The sequence below is a fragment of the Clostridium bowmanii genome (assembly GCF_018861315.1).
Classification (GTDB): Bacteria; Bacillota; Clostridia; order Clostridiales; family Clostridiaceae; genus Clostridium_AD; species Clostridium_AD bowmanii.
Genome location: NZ_JAHLDL010000037.1, coordinates 1 through 15,973 on the forward strand (window position 1 = coordinate 1; position 15,973 = coordinate 15,973).

A 15,973-nucleotide genomic window follows, 5' to 3' on the forward strand; every position below is an offset into this window, starting at 1 on the left:
TCATCCCCGTATTAAAAACCACTTCCCCCACACTTTCTTCTAAATACCCAAATATATTACCTTCAAATATTATTCCATTCTCTAAAATCAACTTGCCCTTCATCATAAAGCCTCCTAAATCAAAATAAAAGTATTTTTTTTATAAAAAAAAATAAAGAATAATAAAAAGATTATTTAAATAATCTTTTTATTATTCTTCTTAATATAATAATCTCATTTATTAACAAAATAGAACTCACATTTCGAGTTTTATTTTGAATGTTGATAGTTGTATCATATTTAATAATATTAAATTCAAAATTTGCGACACAAAAAAAACATGGCATAATCATCTATACTCCTTTCTAGTCTCACAGGACTAACTTAAAAGTGTACTTCGCTTTTAGTTATATTTATAATTTCTTTTTAGTTTAGTTTAAATTTTACAATTTGTCAATGCATAAACAAACTTTTCCGTTGCAAATTATTCAAGTTTGATAGAATAGAAGATGTTCTTAAACTTATCTATATTATAAATTCTTCTCAGTATAATACACAATCCCCAATGCACCAGGTCCAACATGAGTTCCTATTACAGGCCCAATTGGAGCTATATCTATTTTTTTACCTATACATTCCTCAACTGTTTTTGCAAAAGCTAATGCCCCCTCCACATCATTTATGTGATGTATCATTACCTCTCCTAGTCCATGTTTAGTTGTATCTTCAATAAATTTATCTATCATAGTTTGTATTGCACGTTTTTTAGTCCTTACTTTATTAAATAATTGTGTTTTTCCATCTACTACAGTAAGAATAGGCACAATTTGAAAAATAGTACCTAAGAGTGCACTTGCACCGCCTATTCTGCCACCTTTTTTTAGATATTCTAAAGTATCAGGTATAAAGAGAAATCTACTTCTCTTTATATTATCTTCTACTATAGAAACTACTTCACTTATTGTTTTCCCCTTTTGGGCCGCTTTCGCACCTATTAATGCTGCAAATCCTAATTGCATACAATTTGATCTAGAGTCTCTAATCTCTATTAATGCATTTGGATAATTTTCAAGAATCATACTTTTTGCAAGGCACGCATTTGAATAGGTCCCACTCATATCAGATGAGAGAAAAACGCCGACTACTTCATTATTGTTTCTTACATGTTTTTCTAAAACATTGTACATTTCATCTAATGATGGTTGTGATGACGTTGGAATAACTTCGCTTCTATGTAGTTTTTCATAAAAACTTTCATTTTCAATATGAATTTCTTTAAACTCCTCATTCTCAAAAATAACACTTAGCGAAACTATAGAAATGTCAAATTTTTTCCTTAGTTCCTCACCTATATATGAAGTACTATCAGTTACTATTTTTACAGTCATTATTCATCACCTACTTATTAATTAATAAGTATATTATACTACAGTATTGCGCTAAACAGTACACTAGTACCCCACAACATCATTATTTCAACTGAAATTAGTAGCCTATATTTTTACATTTAGTTAGTCAGTAAAATTTCTTGCTAAAGTTTAATAGAATCAGCAATTATATTAAACTTTCAGCTACAATAAATGTAATATATTTCACAAAATATTAAATTACTTTAAACTCCTACTAATATTACTCAAATACCTCACCATATGTTATACTTATAGTGTAAAAAGTGGGTGATATAAATATATATATATGGTCTTTCAGCTTAAATCAATAATTATTAAAATTAGAGCTTTAATATACCCAATATAAAAACAAAGGGAGGTGCTGCAAAATATAGGTTAATTGTTAATATGCCTACCTATATTTGTAAGCAGAGAAATATGAATGATGATAAAAAAACAAATAAGGATACAAATGAAGAAAATAGTGAAATTATAAATAATTTATATTCAAATAGCAAAAATTTAGAAAAACAAAGTTCTAATACTGAGCATAGTGGTTTTTCTAAGTTAAAACAGTCTGATGAAAGTGGAAAGTACATAAAAGAAATGCATGAGTTAGCTGACAAAAACGAACTTAAAAACAATGTAATTGTTTTAGGACTTTTTATAGTGGTAGCAGCTATAATTATATTTTCTATATTAATGAACACACCTTTCATGAAACCTAAAACAGATGCAGTTGTAAATAAAGTAGTTACAAAAAACACTATTGATAATACTGCGAAACCTATTGCAACAGAGCAGAAAGTTTATGATTTTTTAGATAAAAAAACAAATAGAATATCAACACTAAAAAAAGCAATCCAATTAAATGGTGGAAGTAAAACTGGTACTACTGTATATGTCTTGTCAGAAGTTTTGAGATCTAATGCCATTGCGGTACCCAATGAGACATCAACTGTTAAACAGTTGGTAATTGATTTAACTGCACTTGAATGGAAAAAGAATACTGACGTTACTAAATTAGAAAAAGGAGATATTTGTTTTACCACAGATACCCCTAACAAAGCTGGTTCGCCTGCCCATTCATATGTGTTTATGGGTTGGATAGAAGAAGGCAAAACTGATTATGCAAATATATGCGATGGACAAGTTCAAGCTAATGGCGATATACTTCACAACCGAAATATCTCTATTTCGGTTGATGAAAAAGAAAAATTCAGCTTTTTTCTTAGAAAATAAATAAAAATAATTAATTTTATAATAAAATAAAAGGATAGCCAAAAGGCTATCCTTTTATTTTATTATTTAATCACAATATAACTGGAAATTTTTACAGAATTTTAGTAAACTATAGTAAATGTATTTTACTAATAACTATTACTTATAAAATGAGTAAGGGGGAACTAATGAAAATTTCAAATGTTTTAAAAACATATTCTGGCTTGCCTCGAAGTATTTATGTTGTATTTTTTGCTAGAATTATTAACAGTATGGGTAGTTTTGTACATCCATTTCTAACACTATTTCTTACTATCAACTTAGGTCTTGGCACTGAAACTGTAGGTCTCTTTTTAATGATGGCAGCACTTTCTTCCATACCTGGCTCAATAATAGGCGGAAAGTTATCAGATTATATTGGAAGGAAAAGCATCATTATTATTTTTCAAGGTTTGGCAGCGCTATGCCTTATTCCTTGTGCCTTTATGGGTACCTCATTAACAATACCCTATCTTCTAATTCTATCATCCTTCTTTGGAGGAGCTGCTCAACCAGCAAACAGTGCTATGATGGCAGATTTAACAAATACAGAAAATAGAAAAGCAGCATACTCACTTTTATATTTAGGAATTAATATAGGTTTTTCTCTTGGTCCACTAATTGCAGGGTTTTTATACAATAATCATTTAAAAATTTTATTTTTAGGCGATGCTGCTACAACTATATTATCCTTAATATTAGTTTCTGTATTTGTAGAGGAGACACTTCCCTCTATATCAAAGTCGGAAGCTACATTCAACACTGATTTATATAATGAAAATGAAAAAGCTCAAGAAGGTAGCTTATTATGTGTGCTATTAAAAAGACCTTACCTTATAGCCTTTGCCACAGTCTCAATGATTTTTTCATTTATGTACTCTCAATTTGGTTTCATTACACCAATGCAAATGAGAAAACTTTTTAGTGTGGATGGCCCAAAGCTTTATGGCTCCATAATGGCTATCAATGGTGTAGTTGTAGTAACTATGACCACAATTATAACAGCTGTTACAAGAAAATTCAGACCTATATTTAATGTCACCCTAGCTGGTCTATTCTTCTCTATAGGTTTTGGAATGTTATTTTTCGCAAAAACATTTACCGTCTTTGTTATTTCTACAATCATATGGACCATTGGTGAAATACTATCTGCCACTAATTCTGGAGTATATATTGCAAATCATACTCCAATGTCCCATAGAGGTAGATTTAATGCAGTTATACCCTTAATTACTGGTACAGGCTTTGCGGTTGGCCCCTTTATGATGGGTTTATTTATTAGAAATAGGAAAGTAAACTCCGCATGGCTGCTTGTATTTTTCTTTGGTATCTTAGCTTCAGCTTGTATGTATTTACTATATTTAAATGAAAAGAGAAAAGAAGTATAGATTTCGTAATTGCTGGTGCTCAAATAATAATACCCCAGGGTGTCCTGGGGTATTATTATTTATAAATTTAATTCTTTTATAACAATTCCCTCTAAATCTTTTATTTGGAATAGGTTATCCTGGAGTATTGCATAAGAATTAGGGTTGTTTTCCTTAGGTAAAGATAGTGAACCTGGATTTAATATATATATTTTATTGTGTTTTTCAGCTACTGGAACATGGGTGTGACCATGAACCAAAACATCATTTTCGCTTAAACTGGGCATATTATCCTGATTATATATGTGTCCATGAGTCAAAAACAATCTTCTGTTATTGCACAACATTATAGAATAATCAGCCATCATAGGATACTCTATGAGCATTTGATCTACTTCACTATCACAATTTCCTCTAACCGCTATTATCTTATCTTTATATTCATTTAAGAGATTCGCTACTTCTTGCGGATTATAATCCTCTGGCAATGGATTTCTTGGTCCATGATATAATGCATCACCGAGCATTACTATGTAACTGGCTCCCTCTTCTTTATAACGCACTAATGCCTTTTTTAAAAAGAAAAGTGAACCATGTATGTCAGAAATAATAAATATTTTCATAACTATTGAACTCCTTTGGGATGTATCTAATTATTTACACTGAATTATGGGACTAATTAGTTTTTATGTTTTATAACACCTATAGCCGTACCTATAATGTATGTATCTTCGCTATCTACTACAATCGGGTTGTACTTTTTATTTTCTGGCAAAAGCAGTATTCTATCTTTTTCTATAGAAAGCCTCTTTAAAGTAGCATTCCCACCTATATCAACTGCTACAATATCCTTGTTATTTGCAGCATTTTCCTGCCGTATTATTACATAATCGCCATTATTAATATTAGCCCCAATCATACTGTCCCCTTTAACTTTCAAAATAAAGGCATTTTTTACTCCCTTTAGCCAATACTTTGGAAGGTAAAACTTGCCTTCCATTTCAGAATTGATAAGTATAGGTTCTCCTGCCGCTATATCACTATATACAGGTAGTTCCAATAATTCCTCATTTACATACTCATAATCGCCTTTTTCATCATTTACTATAACATCTGATATTCTACTATAATCTCTCATGAATTCATATGCTCTGCTGTGTCTTAAATCACAAAATTGAAAGTTCTCTAATGAATTAAGTTCTAAACTTTTGCTACTTATTTCTACAGACTTTTTTTTCAGCTTTTCTTGTCTTCTATAAATATTCTTAAATAAATGAGACTTTGCCTTTTCCCCTAGAGGCCTGGCATTAACTCTTTTGCCCTTTACCATATATGAATTAGTATTGTGTCCCCTATCTATATCAACAAGAAACATCATACTAGAATAAGATTTCTCATTAAATAATGCATTAATAAAATCAAGCTGCACCTTAGTTAAATTGTTACTTTTGTCTATTACAATATGAGAATACTTGTCACCTGTAATTGTTTGTGCTATCTGTAGAGCATATAAATTAATGTCTTCATTATCAACTAAATTTTCGCGTCGTAGCTCTTCATTGTACATGTTCATAAGCTGATAAATTGCTTTCCTAGCAGTAGAATTTTTTTGAATTCTTTGAGGTCCTTGCCCTCTTTTGCATTTTCTTCCTGTTCTAATTGCCATTAGATAGGAATCTATTTTTAAGTGGCTGCAACTTTTTATCCATTTTACTTCTTCAGTAAAAAATTCAACATAGTCAGTATTTAATATTCTTAGCTTTGGGTATATCTTCTTAATTTCCAATATACAATTTTTCATAATGTTATTTTTTTTATCATTATCTATAATTAATACATTTTCTAATTTATATTCATTTTTATATTCTAAAAAATATTTATATAAGAGCCTCTCTAATGTAACCACATGAAATTTTCTTTCACTATTAGAAAATAGAGTTAAATAATCTAACCTAGTTTCCTTTTCTACTACGTTATATATGTTTTCAATATACTTTATATCTTCATCTTTAGCCGCTAACATTAATATTTTATCCTCTTCATATAAACAATAATTGTTTTTTAAATAAAGACTTCTATAAATAGCTGCTGTTGTCTTTCCTGAGCCTTCATTTCCTTTAATTAAACTATATCTTGATGGCTTACTATGAACCATTCTTCGTTGTTCTAAAGTTAATTCCATTTAGCCACCTCCAATGTAGACATATTAATAGTATACATTAATTAAAAAATTAAAGTATGATTTTTCTATAATTACTTATACTATGACCATGATTTATTAAATAATTTATCTAAATAGAACGAACTAGAGGTGATTATTGTTAAAAGTAAAATATTGAGTGTTATTATTTCTTCAATTCTCTCAGTTAGCTGTTTATCAAATATTGTTTATAGCTCCGAATTAAGCCCTATGTCAATTATGGACACTAAAAATAATTGTATTACTTATCAGACCAAGACTATTTCAAAGATGCCTAGCCTAATAAATTTCTTCAAAAATGTTTTTAGTAACAATAAAACCCTAAATGGATTAAGTACTAAAGAATATAATTGGTACTTCCAACCCCGCAATGACAATACTCCACCAGATGGACCTAAAGAAACCAGTATAATTATATCAAACTATGAATGTTATTATTTAGGTGACACATCAAAAAAAATCTTATATTTAACTTTTGATGAGGGCTATGAAGCTGGATATACCTCTCCCATTTTAGACGTTTTGAAAAAACATAATGTAAAAGCAGCATTTTTCGTTGTAAAACCCTACATTACTTCTAATCCAGAATTAATAAAAAGAATGGTAGCCGAAGGACACTTAGTGTGCAACCACAGTGCTCGCCATCCTTCCATGGCCTCTATATTAAATCAAGAAAAATTCAATAGTGAATTATCTGATGTAGAAGCAGCATTTGAGAATATTACCGGGAAAAAGATATCTAAATATTTTAGACCTCCAATGGGTAAATATAGTGAATTATCCTTACAGTATACTCAAAACTACGGGTATAAAACTATATTTTGGAGTTTTGCTTATATGGATTGGCTTACTAATAAACAGCCCTCTCATGAAAGTGCAAAAAAACGCATTCTGCAAAGAACCCACAATGGTGGAATTATGCTACTACACGCAGTATCAAAGACCAATGCTGAAATATTAGATGATGTAATTACTGAGTGGGAGAGCCAAGGATACATTCTAAAAACACTAGATGAATTACCTACTAAACATTAATACAAAAAAGAAAAGTATATATTACTACAATTGCGTTTCCTTTCGCTAAGTAATTCTAAAAAAATTTTAATTAAAGATACTAAAAAGTACAACTTGCTATGCTAAACATGTACTTTTCTTAACGTACTGCAATTAGCGCTTCAATAGAAATTCCAATAGTTGTTTGAATAAGATCCTTTTGGTCTTTTATATTCTCTATATATACATCACTAACCAAGGCCGCAGCAGTATATAAATGGTTTTCTTTACTTAACCACTTGTATTTTTTAGTAGACTTAAGAATTTTTACAACTTCAATAACTTGATCTACTGCCTCATACCCATTATCGCCTAGTATAGATAAGAATCCTATTATGGCATACCCAGTAGAATATACCTTCATTTTATTTTCTTTTAACTTATCAAATATTTCTTTACATCTTAAAACCTTGCTTTTATTATCCTCTTTACGAAATCCTAGTATATGAGATAATAGTTGAAGTCCATTATTTTTTCCAAATCCATTTTCATTAAGTAAATTATAACATTCTTCCATATTCTCTACAATACTATTAACAGAATCATTTGAATTGGCTAAAAGTATAGCAAGTGGGTAATCATCTCCACCAGTTAGCCATGGATGGTTATTTTTCATTTCAGTATATATCTCTTTGGCTTTTTCAATTCTTGCAGCCGCACCTTCTTCACCACAGGTAGCCAAAAGAGCATAATTTGCTATGGGTAAATACATATTATTCTTAAATCCCGCTTCCTTCATCTTTTTATCATAATTCAACATTTTATCAAATTCACATTTTGGATTATCATATTGAGATGCTAATAATGAGGATAAAATTATCTTAGAAGTACCTCTATAATTAGAAAATGCCCCCGTAGTATCTTTAATATGTTTTCTCACATCTTCAATCTTCTCTTTATCAAAAGCTATGTTATTTAATGTATAAGTCAAAGCTGCAAAATGATTGGTTAAAGATCCTTCCCATTTATATTGTGTAGATACTTGTTGAAATATGTCTATTAGTCTATCAAGTTTTTCTTCCACTAGTTGTTGCATAATAATAGCCCCCTTTATAATTATTAAAATAATGAATTGTTTTGAAAATATTTATGTAATTTATAAAACTTTAACATAATTAAATCAAAAATTCAACCTCATATTTATTTATTTCCATTAATGTGATATAATGTTATATTATTTATTTATATATAGGGGGTGGAATTATGAAAAGACACAAACTTTTAAGTTTAATTCTTACCATTACTCTTTTATCTTCAAATTTTCTAATACTGAATACTTCAGCAAAAGAACTAACTAAGGGACTTGCTTATAACGAAACCATGTCCTCAGCAAAAGATTTAACTAACGTACTAAAAGAATGGCAGTTTTCTAAATATAAAGGTGAAGGAATGGTAATATCTATAATTGATAGTGGCATTGATTATAGACATAAAGATATGAGACTTACTGACCCTTCTAAGGCAAAACTAAAAAATAAAAATCCAGAAGGAAAGGGAAAATACTTTACAGATAAAGTGCCCTATGGGTATAACTACGCAGATAAAAATCAACATATAATTGATGATGGTAGCATGCATGGAATGCATGTAGCTGGTATAGTAGCTGCAAATGGAATTTCAACCGAGGTATCAAAATTCGAAGCAATTCAAGGTGTTGCACCGGAAGCACAACTCCTTGCAATGAAAGTTTTCTCAAATGACCCTGATTACCCTAGTTGCAATGATGAAGATGTGGTTGAAGCTATAAACGACTCCGTAAAACTCGGTGCCGATGTAATAAATATGAGTTTAGGCTCTGATTCAGGCTTTACAGAAAATAGTGCACCTATTCAAAGAGCTATTAAGGATGCTGAAGACAAAGGTGTAGTTGTTGTAGTATCTGCCGGTAACTCTGCATACTCAACTTCTCCTGAAAAAGTTGCAGACATAGTAGATACATCGGTTATCAGTTCTCCAAGCATAGCAAAAGAAGCCCTAAGTGTGGCTTCTATTCAAAATAGCATGCTTATAGCTGAAGCATTAACTTATAAAGTAGGTAATGAATGCAAAAGCATCGCCTATTCTTCATCAGAAATTACTCCAATAGGAATTTTAAAAGGCGATTATGATATAGTTGACTGTGGCCTTGGAACACCTGAAGATATTAAAGATAGAAATATAAAAGGAAAAGTAGCACTAATTAAAAGAGGAGATATTACTTTTATAGAAAAGAAATTAAATGCTCAAGCCGTAGGTGCAATAGCCATCATTATATATAATGGAGATGGTGAAAGCGGATATATCAGCATGGCTATTGATGCTAAGGTTAAAATTCCATCTATGTTTATAACTAACGAAGATGGAACTCAGATGCAAAATGCTATAAAAGTTGGAACAAGAATTAGATTTCCAGATAAAAAAATAAATATTGTTAACCCAACTAAAGGAGAGATGTCAGACTTCACGTCATGGGGCCCTACTTCTGACTTAGAATTTAAACCTGAAGTAACAGCCCCTGGTGGAGATATACTCTCCACTGTAAATGATAATAAATATAAGTATATGTCAGGAACTTCTATGGCATCCCCTCATATAGCTGGTATTATTGCATTAGTATTACAGCATATAAAAGAATTAAAATTAGACAACTTAACACCAAAAGAAAAGGCGGGACTTGCAAAACAACTAGTTATAAATACAGCAAAGCCTCAAATTGATACCTACTCATTAGAAGGATTAGTTCCCTTTTCTCCAAGGAGACAAGGCGCAGGACTTGCAGATGCTGCTTCAGCTGTTAAATCAAATGTTACCGTGGTTGATGAAAAAGGTAACTCTACAGTTGAATTAAAGCAGATTAATGAGCTTACGAAACAATTCACCTTAACATTTAGAAATTATGGAATTAAAGATGAGAATTATACCATTAAAACACCAAATGTTGTTCTATATGATAAGAATGACGAAGCAAGCGACTTAATACTTAAAGATGCTACTGTTTCCTTGGACAAGGATAAAATAATTGTACCTGCTGGTTCTACAGTAAATCTAAACGTATCCTTAAATATACCAAAAGTTACTCCTAAAGGAATCTTTTTAGAGGGTTTCTTAACATTTGAATCTACTTCAAATGAAGGGCAAACACTAGGAGTTCCTTATATGGGTTTCTATGGCAAATGGGATGAATCTTTAATAATGGATAAACCTATTTGGGATAGTGGTTCGTATCTAGGACAAACTGCTGTTTACCAATTGAGTGAAAATGATGATGAGTCCCTTCTTGGTGTAGTAGATGTAGACAAAGATACACTATTCCCAATAGTTGACGAAACCACCATCGCTGTATCTGCTGCAAATGGAAAATTAAGAGTAAATCCTAAAGTTGCCTTACTTAGAAATGCAAAAACAATGATAATTGACATAGTTGATGAAAATGGAAATGTAGTGCGAGGCCTTGGAGTAGAAAATAATTTGTATAAAACCTTGTGGTCACCTGAACCTATAGATATACTTCAAGATGATAATTATAAGGAATCACCTGTCTTCATATGGGATTTAACTAGTTATAATTCGGTTAATGGAAAATATGAAACAGTTAAAGATGGGCAATATTATTTTCGAGTTAAAGCTTCAATAGGTTTGTCAACTGCTTCTAAATATCAAACAATGAAACTACCAATTAAAGTAGATTCCACTAAACCAATTATATCAATGACTTCTGAAAGCTTCGTGACTTCAAGAAAGCATGTTTTAAAATTCAAAGCAACAGATAATTTATCTGGAATAAAGGATTTTAAAATAATGCTAAATGATATGTATTGCAGTGATAAAACCGGAAGTACCTCTTTAAGTTTATCTAAAGATACTAGTGGAAATTATTTTTTCAATTTAGATCTAGAAAATGGTAAAAATGATGTATTAATTTACTGCACTGATTATGCTGGCAATACCCTTAAATATGAAACCATCATAGAAGCCCAGCCCCTTACAATTACTTCTCCTAAATCGGGTACAGTACTACCTTCAGGTAATTTTAAACTAACTTATTCCGAGGATTTTAAGCTTATGTCAGATATGAGATATTTCAACATTATTGTGGATGGTAAGGTTGTAGCTGAAAACATAATGGAATCTTTCTATAATTTTGAGAATTTAACTCCAGGCAAACACAAAATAGAAGTACAGGCTTATGATATAAAAGATAATGTTATAGGAGCTGCTTTAACAAATGTAATTTTCAAGAATGAAAAGCTTTATATTAATTTTACTGATGTTAAAAGAGAAGGCAGTTTCTACAAAACCACTTCTGCTATTTTAAATGGTGACTTATCCACTTCCGTTAAATCCTTTAAAATACAAGGGGAAGAAGTTACAGTAAACTCAAATTTAACTTTTTCTAAGAAAATTAAATTGATAGACGGACAAAATAAAGTTCTAGTGTCCGCTGTAGATGAAAAGGATAACAAGTTTGACTATGCATTAACTCTTTATTGCGATTTTGTTGTGCCAAAGTTAACTATTAAAGATATTGATACACCTGGCATCGATAAAATAATAACTGTTGTAAAGGATGTTGAGATATTTAAAATGAATTGTGAAGTCTTAGATAATAACTATGGATTTAAATTATTTGTAAATGGAAATGAAATATCCACAACTGCAGATATATATGCTAAAACTGCAAACTTTGTAACTGAGGTAAAACTTCATGTAGGAATGAATTATATTGAGGTTAAAACTGTAGACATAGCAGGAAATACATCCACCAAGATAGTATCTGTATTTAAATAAATCATCACCTAGTATGGTATAACATCAAAAGCTTCAAAAATGTTATTAATATATAAAAAAGTATGTATTATGTAAATTTAATTACGTAATACATACTTTTTTTATATCATAATTATTAACTACATAAAATTTTTAATTAATCCTATTACTAATAAATGAGTTGGATAAAAAGCATAGAAAAAGTATTTTAAATTTTTACCTTTGTTACCGTTATAGGTAAATATAAATATCAGGGCTAATAGCGATGATGCTTGATTAAACCAAACTAACTTAATCGATATACCTGGATAACTTAAGATAGCTAATATAATTTGCGATGCATAAAACATTATAAACACAGATGTTTGCGATATTACCGTTTTTGCTTTGCTATCTCTAAAAATATAAAATGCAAGAATCATAGCAACTCCATAAATTCCATAATCTGTACTAAAGGCTTGCGCTACTATACCTAATGCTAATATAGCTATTATTTTACCAAATCTCGATTGACCTTTATCCCAGACACGTATTGCTATTAATCCGATGGCTAAAGTAAAAAAAATATTCATATGTGGAGTTGGACTTCCTACTAAAAATCCGAGAAAGCCTGAAAAACTCGTTACACTAACCCCTTCACTAAAGGCTAATGAAAATGGTATTTGTGATATAACTCCAAATATGAATAAACTTCGTAAATATTTAGAAAATGAATTTGTTTTAGTATATCCTACAGCAATTAAGTAGGAAAATATAGGAAACGATAATCTCCCTATCATTCTTAGAATTATAGCCTCTGGAAAAAGTGCTGCCCCCATGTGGTCAATTAACATTAGTGCATATGCTATAATTTTTAACATACTACTGCTCATAAATACAGCCCCCACTTAAATTGATTTTTCCTATCTTTTAAGTCCTAGTATAAACCTCTTTATTCTTTCACACATATCTAGTTCTAAATCCTTGATCCTACCAATCATGGCCACATTATTTTTTTGCATTAATTTGCTTTTAAAATTTTTATCCTTAAAGAAATTACTATCATCATTCTCAATGTAAATTTTAAGAGCTTCGAAAAAACTAAAGCAAACTTCTTTTTCCCTTAACTCTACAAAGTCACTAACTGCCCATAGTATATAATCGCGAGCCTTATCTACCCCACCATGCTCCAATAAATAATTAAAAAGCCCCTGAAAGTTATAATTCATATAAAATTCTAGGGAAAAGTCATCTTCTTTTTCAGAAGTGTGACCCATTGCATTATGAATATTACACTCTACAAAACCAATCATAATTTTTCTAAACGTTTCTTTTGAAATATTCTTTTCATAGAAATATTGTATTCTCTCTTTTACTTTCAATAGTATAGCAGATATTTCATAACCTTCTGGCATCATTTTAATTGACAGCTCACAAATCTTTTTTTCATTAAGACTTATTTCTCTATCTACACTGCTTCCTAATATTCTCTGAAGATAATATACAATCATATATATATCATTATTTTTATACTTTTCTTCCATAACAAAACTCTTTATTTGCCTCTTAGATATTTCAGATATATCTATATATTTTAATATATTCAGCTCAAGTTCTTTGCATTTAGATTCACAGCTTTGAATTTCAATATTTTGTAGTATTCCATCCTCTTGTGGTGTTTTTTTTTCAAAATTAACTATAAATATTTGATTATATTCTTGTAGACTAACTCCTTGTTCCTGCTGCCTTTCTTTAATATATTCATCATCCTTATGAAAACATTCTTTCAACACTTTTTCGTCTTCTAAATTATCCCAAATATAATTCAAATAATCATTATCTTTTTCTAACGTTTTTACATTTAGATGTTTTTCCTCTTTAAAATCAAAAACATATGCAAAAGATTGTTCTACATTAGAGAGCCTTATTCCTTCCTTAGCCACAAACTGAAGATTTATATATTCTTTACTTTTTGAATTTTTCACATAAGTAATAAACCCAATTTTTCTTCTGACCACGTATGGAAGTCCCCTATATATATACTCCATTAACTGTTTTGAGTATTTTGATAGCTCCTGTGCAGTCACATTAAGCACTATATATATTTTTCTATTATTTAATACAGAATCAAAACATGCACTTAAAAGTTTCTTATACATGCTAGTTTGTATACATAATCTCTTAAAAAGCTTATCCACCGTTAAAAATTCATAGCTCTGTTTATCCATAGGTATATCAGTTAATTCCTCTAAAAAAGTTTCACTAGGTTCCTGACTATAATCATCTTGCACGGTATAATTTGAATTTTGCATTTTAAATTCCGCATGAAAAATCTTCTCAGGATTTCTTATATAAACTTCCTTATGCATTTCACTTACTACATAGTTATGAGTAAAATATCTGTTTCTTTGACCTGTATAATCTTTGCCAGCAAAACTTGAGCATCCAATTATCATTTCTCCAGATGGTATATTAAAACACATAAGCGCTTTTGGATATTCCCTTAAATCATCTACCTGTATAAGTTCAAAAGGCGCTTCGTAAAAACAATAATTATGAAGCACCTCCTTTATTAATTTATCTTCTAATCCCTTACTTTTGGAAATAGTATCATATCCTGGAGTAGGACTGTATAACCCTTTTCTCTCCCTTGTATAATAATGTTGCTGAATCATACTATTCCCTTCCTTCTTTAATGTAGCCCATTTGATTCAAGAGCCATAAAAAAGGCTCCTCTATTCTTAATGGCGATATAATAAAATCGCTATTGATCTTACAATTTTCTGGATTGCAACCTAATGATGATACTGCAAAAAAACCTGTGTTTCTAAAATATGCATCCATGGCACCTTTAAAAGGTGTGTCTACTTTAGCTAAAAACCTCCTAATTTCTCCATCAATATTTTCAAATTCATTTAGATTAAAGATACCATCATGATTACAATTTCTAAATGCGTTACTATTAGCATTTATATACTCTTCATCGTTTAAACTAACTAGCATATCACTCTTAGTAACTACTACTGCCGTGGGTATATCCGTTATAGTTTTTTCCTGCTTAGATATAAAATTTTCAAATAAATACACAAGAATTTCTTTAGGTTCTTGGTATTTATCCGTGAAATCTCCTTTTGCTTTATTTGCTAAATTTATCTTTTTCCTTAAGGTTCTCATTTGTAATGGATCTATTAGGAATATAATGCCATCAGAATTCTGAATATGGTCTCCGTGTTTGTCAATATAGTCTTTATCTGTCATACCTTCTCCCGGTACATCATAAAATACAAAAGTTATTGGCTTTTTAGTCTCATCCTTAAATTTAAAAGTTTCAATTAATGGATCAATATGTTGCTTTGGAGTGGGCTCTAACATCTTATTAAATTCAAATATTATCCTCTGATTTTGCTTTATATCTTCATTATACTCCGAGCTTCCAGGTATAATAGAGGCTTTGAACTTCTCCGCAACGCGGCGTTCAAGATAGTACAAAAGACAAGTCATATAAACAGACTTCCCCGCTTGTGATGCTCCTATCACTGAAATAATTTTTGTATCCCCTCTGCCTGAAGTTATAGGGATCACATTATGGCAATGTGGACACAGTCTCTCCTTCGTAATTTTATCATAATTATCTCTTAATTCAATAATAGCATTATCCACCTTGGTCCAATTTTTTTCTGGCAAATCTACTGCTCTAACAATAGCATTTATTTCTCCTAATGTGGCTTTTCCAATTTTTCTATTGTATTCATTTAAGATCTCGTCAATCTGTTTTTCATACTCTGGGTCTCCATCTTCATCATGACTTACCCTAAAGTGAACATCTTCATTATTAAAAGCTTTAAAACAAAATGGACATTTAATATCGTATGTATTATGGTTTTCCTTGGATTTTTTGAAATTATCTTTTTTATCTAATATATTCTTTTTACCTAATGCTAAAATATCAAAAATACCCATACAGTACCTGATTAATAAAAATTATCAGGTATTCACCTCCC

General features: G+C 30.3%; 12 protein-coding genes. 4 read left to right on the plus strand and 8 right to left on the minus strand.

The features are described from left to right. The coding region (locus tag KPL51_RS19160; protein WP_216160532.1) for a carbamoyl-phosphate synthase domain-containing protein at positions 1-103 on the minus strand (103 nt) is incomplete at its 3' end. 406 nt (positions 104-509) lie between these two features. After that, complete coding sequence (locus tag KPL51_RS19165) at positions 510-1,367, minus strand: DegV family protein (protein ID WP_216165125.1); 858 nt, start codon at positions 1,365-1,367, stop codon at positions 510-512. Positions 1,368-1,805: 438 nt separating this feature from the next. Between KPL51_RS19165 and KPL51_RS19170 the strand changes: the two genes are divergently transcribed. Both KPL51_RS19170 and KPL51_RS19175 read left to right on the plus strand, forming a co-directional pair. Continuing rightward, positions 1,806-2,609 (plus strand): hypothetical protein, encoded by an 804-nt coding sequence (locus KPL51_RS19170; protein ID WP_216165129.1) that lies wholly within the window; start codon positions 1,806-1,808, stop codon positions 2,607-2,609. A gap of 167 nt (positions 2,610-2,776) precedes the next feature. Further along, positions 2,777-4,015: an MDR family MFS transporter gene (locus KPL51_RS19175; protein ID WP_216165133.1), complete on the plus strand. Its 1,239-nt coding sequence runs from the start codon at positions 2,777-2,779 to the stop codon at positions 4,013-4,015. Between the two features lie 59 nt (positions 4,016-4,074). Here the strand turns inward: KPL51_RS19175 and yfcE are convergent, their stop codons facing one another. Together yfcE and KPL51_RS19185 are read right to left on the minus strand one after the other, a co-directional pair. Beyond that, on the minus strand, positions 4,075-4,617 hold the full coding sequence (gene yfcE, locus KPL51_RS19180) for a phosphodiesterase (RefSeq protein WP_216165136.1): 543 nt from the start codon (positions 4,615-4,617) through the stop codon (positions 4,075-4,077). A 56-nt stretch (positions 4,618-4,673) separates the two neighbouring features. Further along, a complete protein-coding gene (locus KPL51_RS19185; protein WP_216165139.1) occupies positions 4,674-6,176 on the minus strand; it encodes a S24 family peptidase in 1,503 nt (500 codons plus the stop codon). A gap of 228 nt (positions 6,177-6,404) precedes the next feature. Here KPL51_RS19185 and pdaA point away from each other — a divergent pair, with 228 nt between their 5' ends. After that, entirely contained in the window at positions 6,405-7,229 is an 825-nt protein-coding gene (gene pdaA / locus KPL51_RS19190; protein WP_216165207.1) for a delta-lactam-biosynthetic de-N-acetylase, read from the plus strand. Positions 7,230-7,347: 118 nt separating this feature from the next. On the opposite strand, the gene KPL51_RS19195 is transcribed toward pdaA, so the two are convergent. After that, positions 7,348-8,283, minus strand: a complete 936-nt coding sequence (locus KPL51_RS19195) for a DUF4003 family protein (protein WP_216165142.1) — start codon at positions 8,281-8,283, stop codon at positions 7,348-7,350. Between the two features lie 167 nt (positions 8,284-8,450). On the opposite strand from KPL51_RS19195, the gene KPL51_RS19200 reads away from it, so the two are divergent. Further along, positions 8,451-12,014 (plus strand): S8 family serine peptidase, encoded by a 3,564-nt coding sequence (locus tag KPL51_RS19200; RefSeq protein ID WP_216165145.1) that lies wholly within the window; start codon positions 8,451-8,453, stop codon positions 12,012-12,014. Between the two features lie 119 nt (positions 12,015-12,133). Here the strand turns inward: KPL51_RS19200 and KPL51_RS19205 are convergent, their stop codons facing one another. From KPL51_RS19205 to KPL51_RS19215, 3 genes are read right to left on the minus strand one after another with little or no spacing between them, the layout of a single operon-like run. Then, the gene (locus KPL51_RS19205) at positions 12,134-12,865 is read right to left on the minus strand and encodes a TraX family protein (RefSeq protein ID WP_216165149.1); all 732 of its coding nucleotides are present in this window, start codon (positions 12,863-12,865) and stop codon (positions 12,134-12,136) included. A 30-nt stretch (positions 12,866-12,895) separates the two neighbouring features. Next, positions 12,896-14,647 carry a GAP1-N2 domain-containing protein gene (locus KPL51_RS19210; protein ID WP_216165152.1) on the minus strand — a complete coding sequence of 584 codons (1,752 nt, stop codon included), beginning with the start codon at positions 14,645-14,647 and terminating at the stop codon, positions 12,896-12,898. A gap of 1 nt (position 14,648) precedes the next feature. Further along, positions 14,649-15,932, minus strand: a complete 1,284-nt coding sequence (locus tag KPL51_RS19215) for a TRAFAC clade GTPase domain-containing protein (RefSeq protein ID WP_216165155.1) — start codon at positions 15,930-15,932, stop codon at positions 14,649-14,651. Between the last annotated feature and the right edge of the window lie 41 nt (positions 15,933-15,973).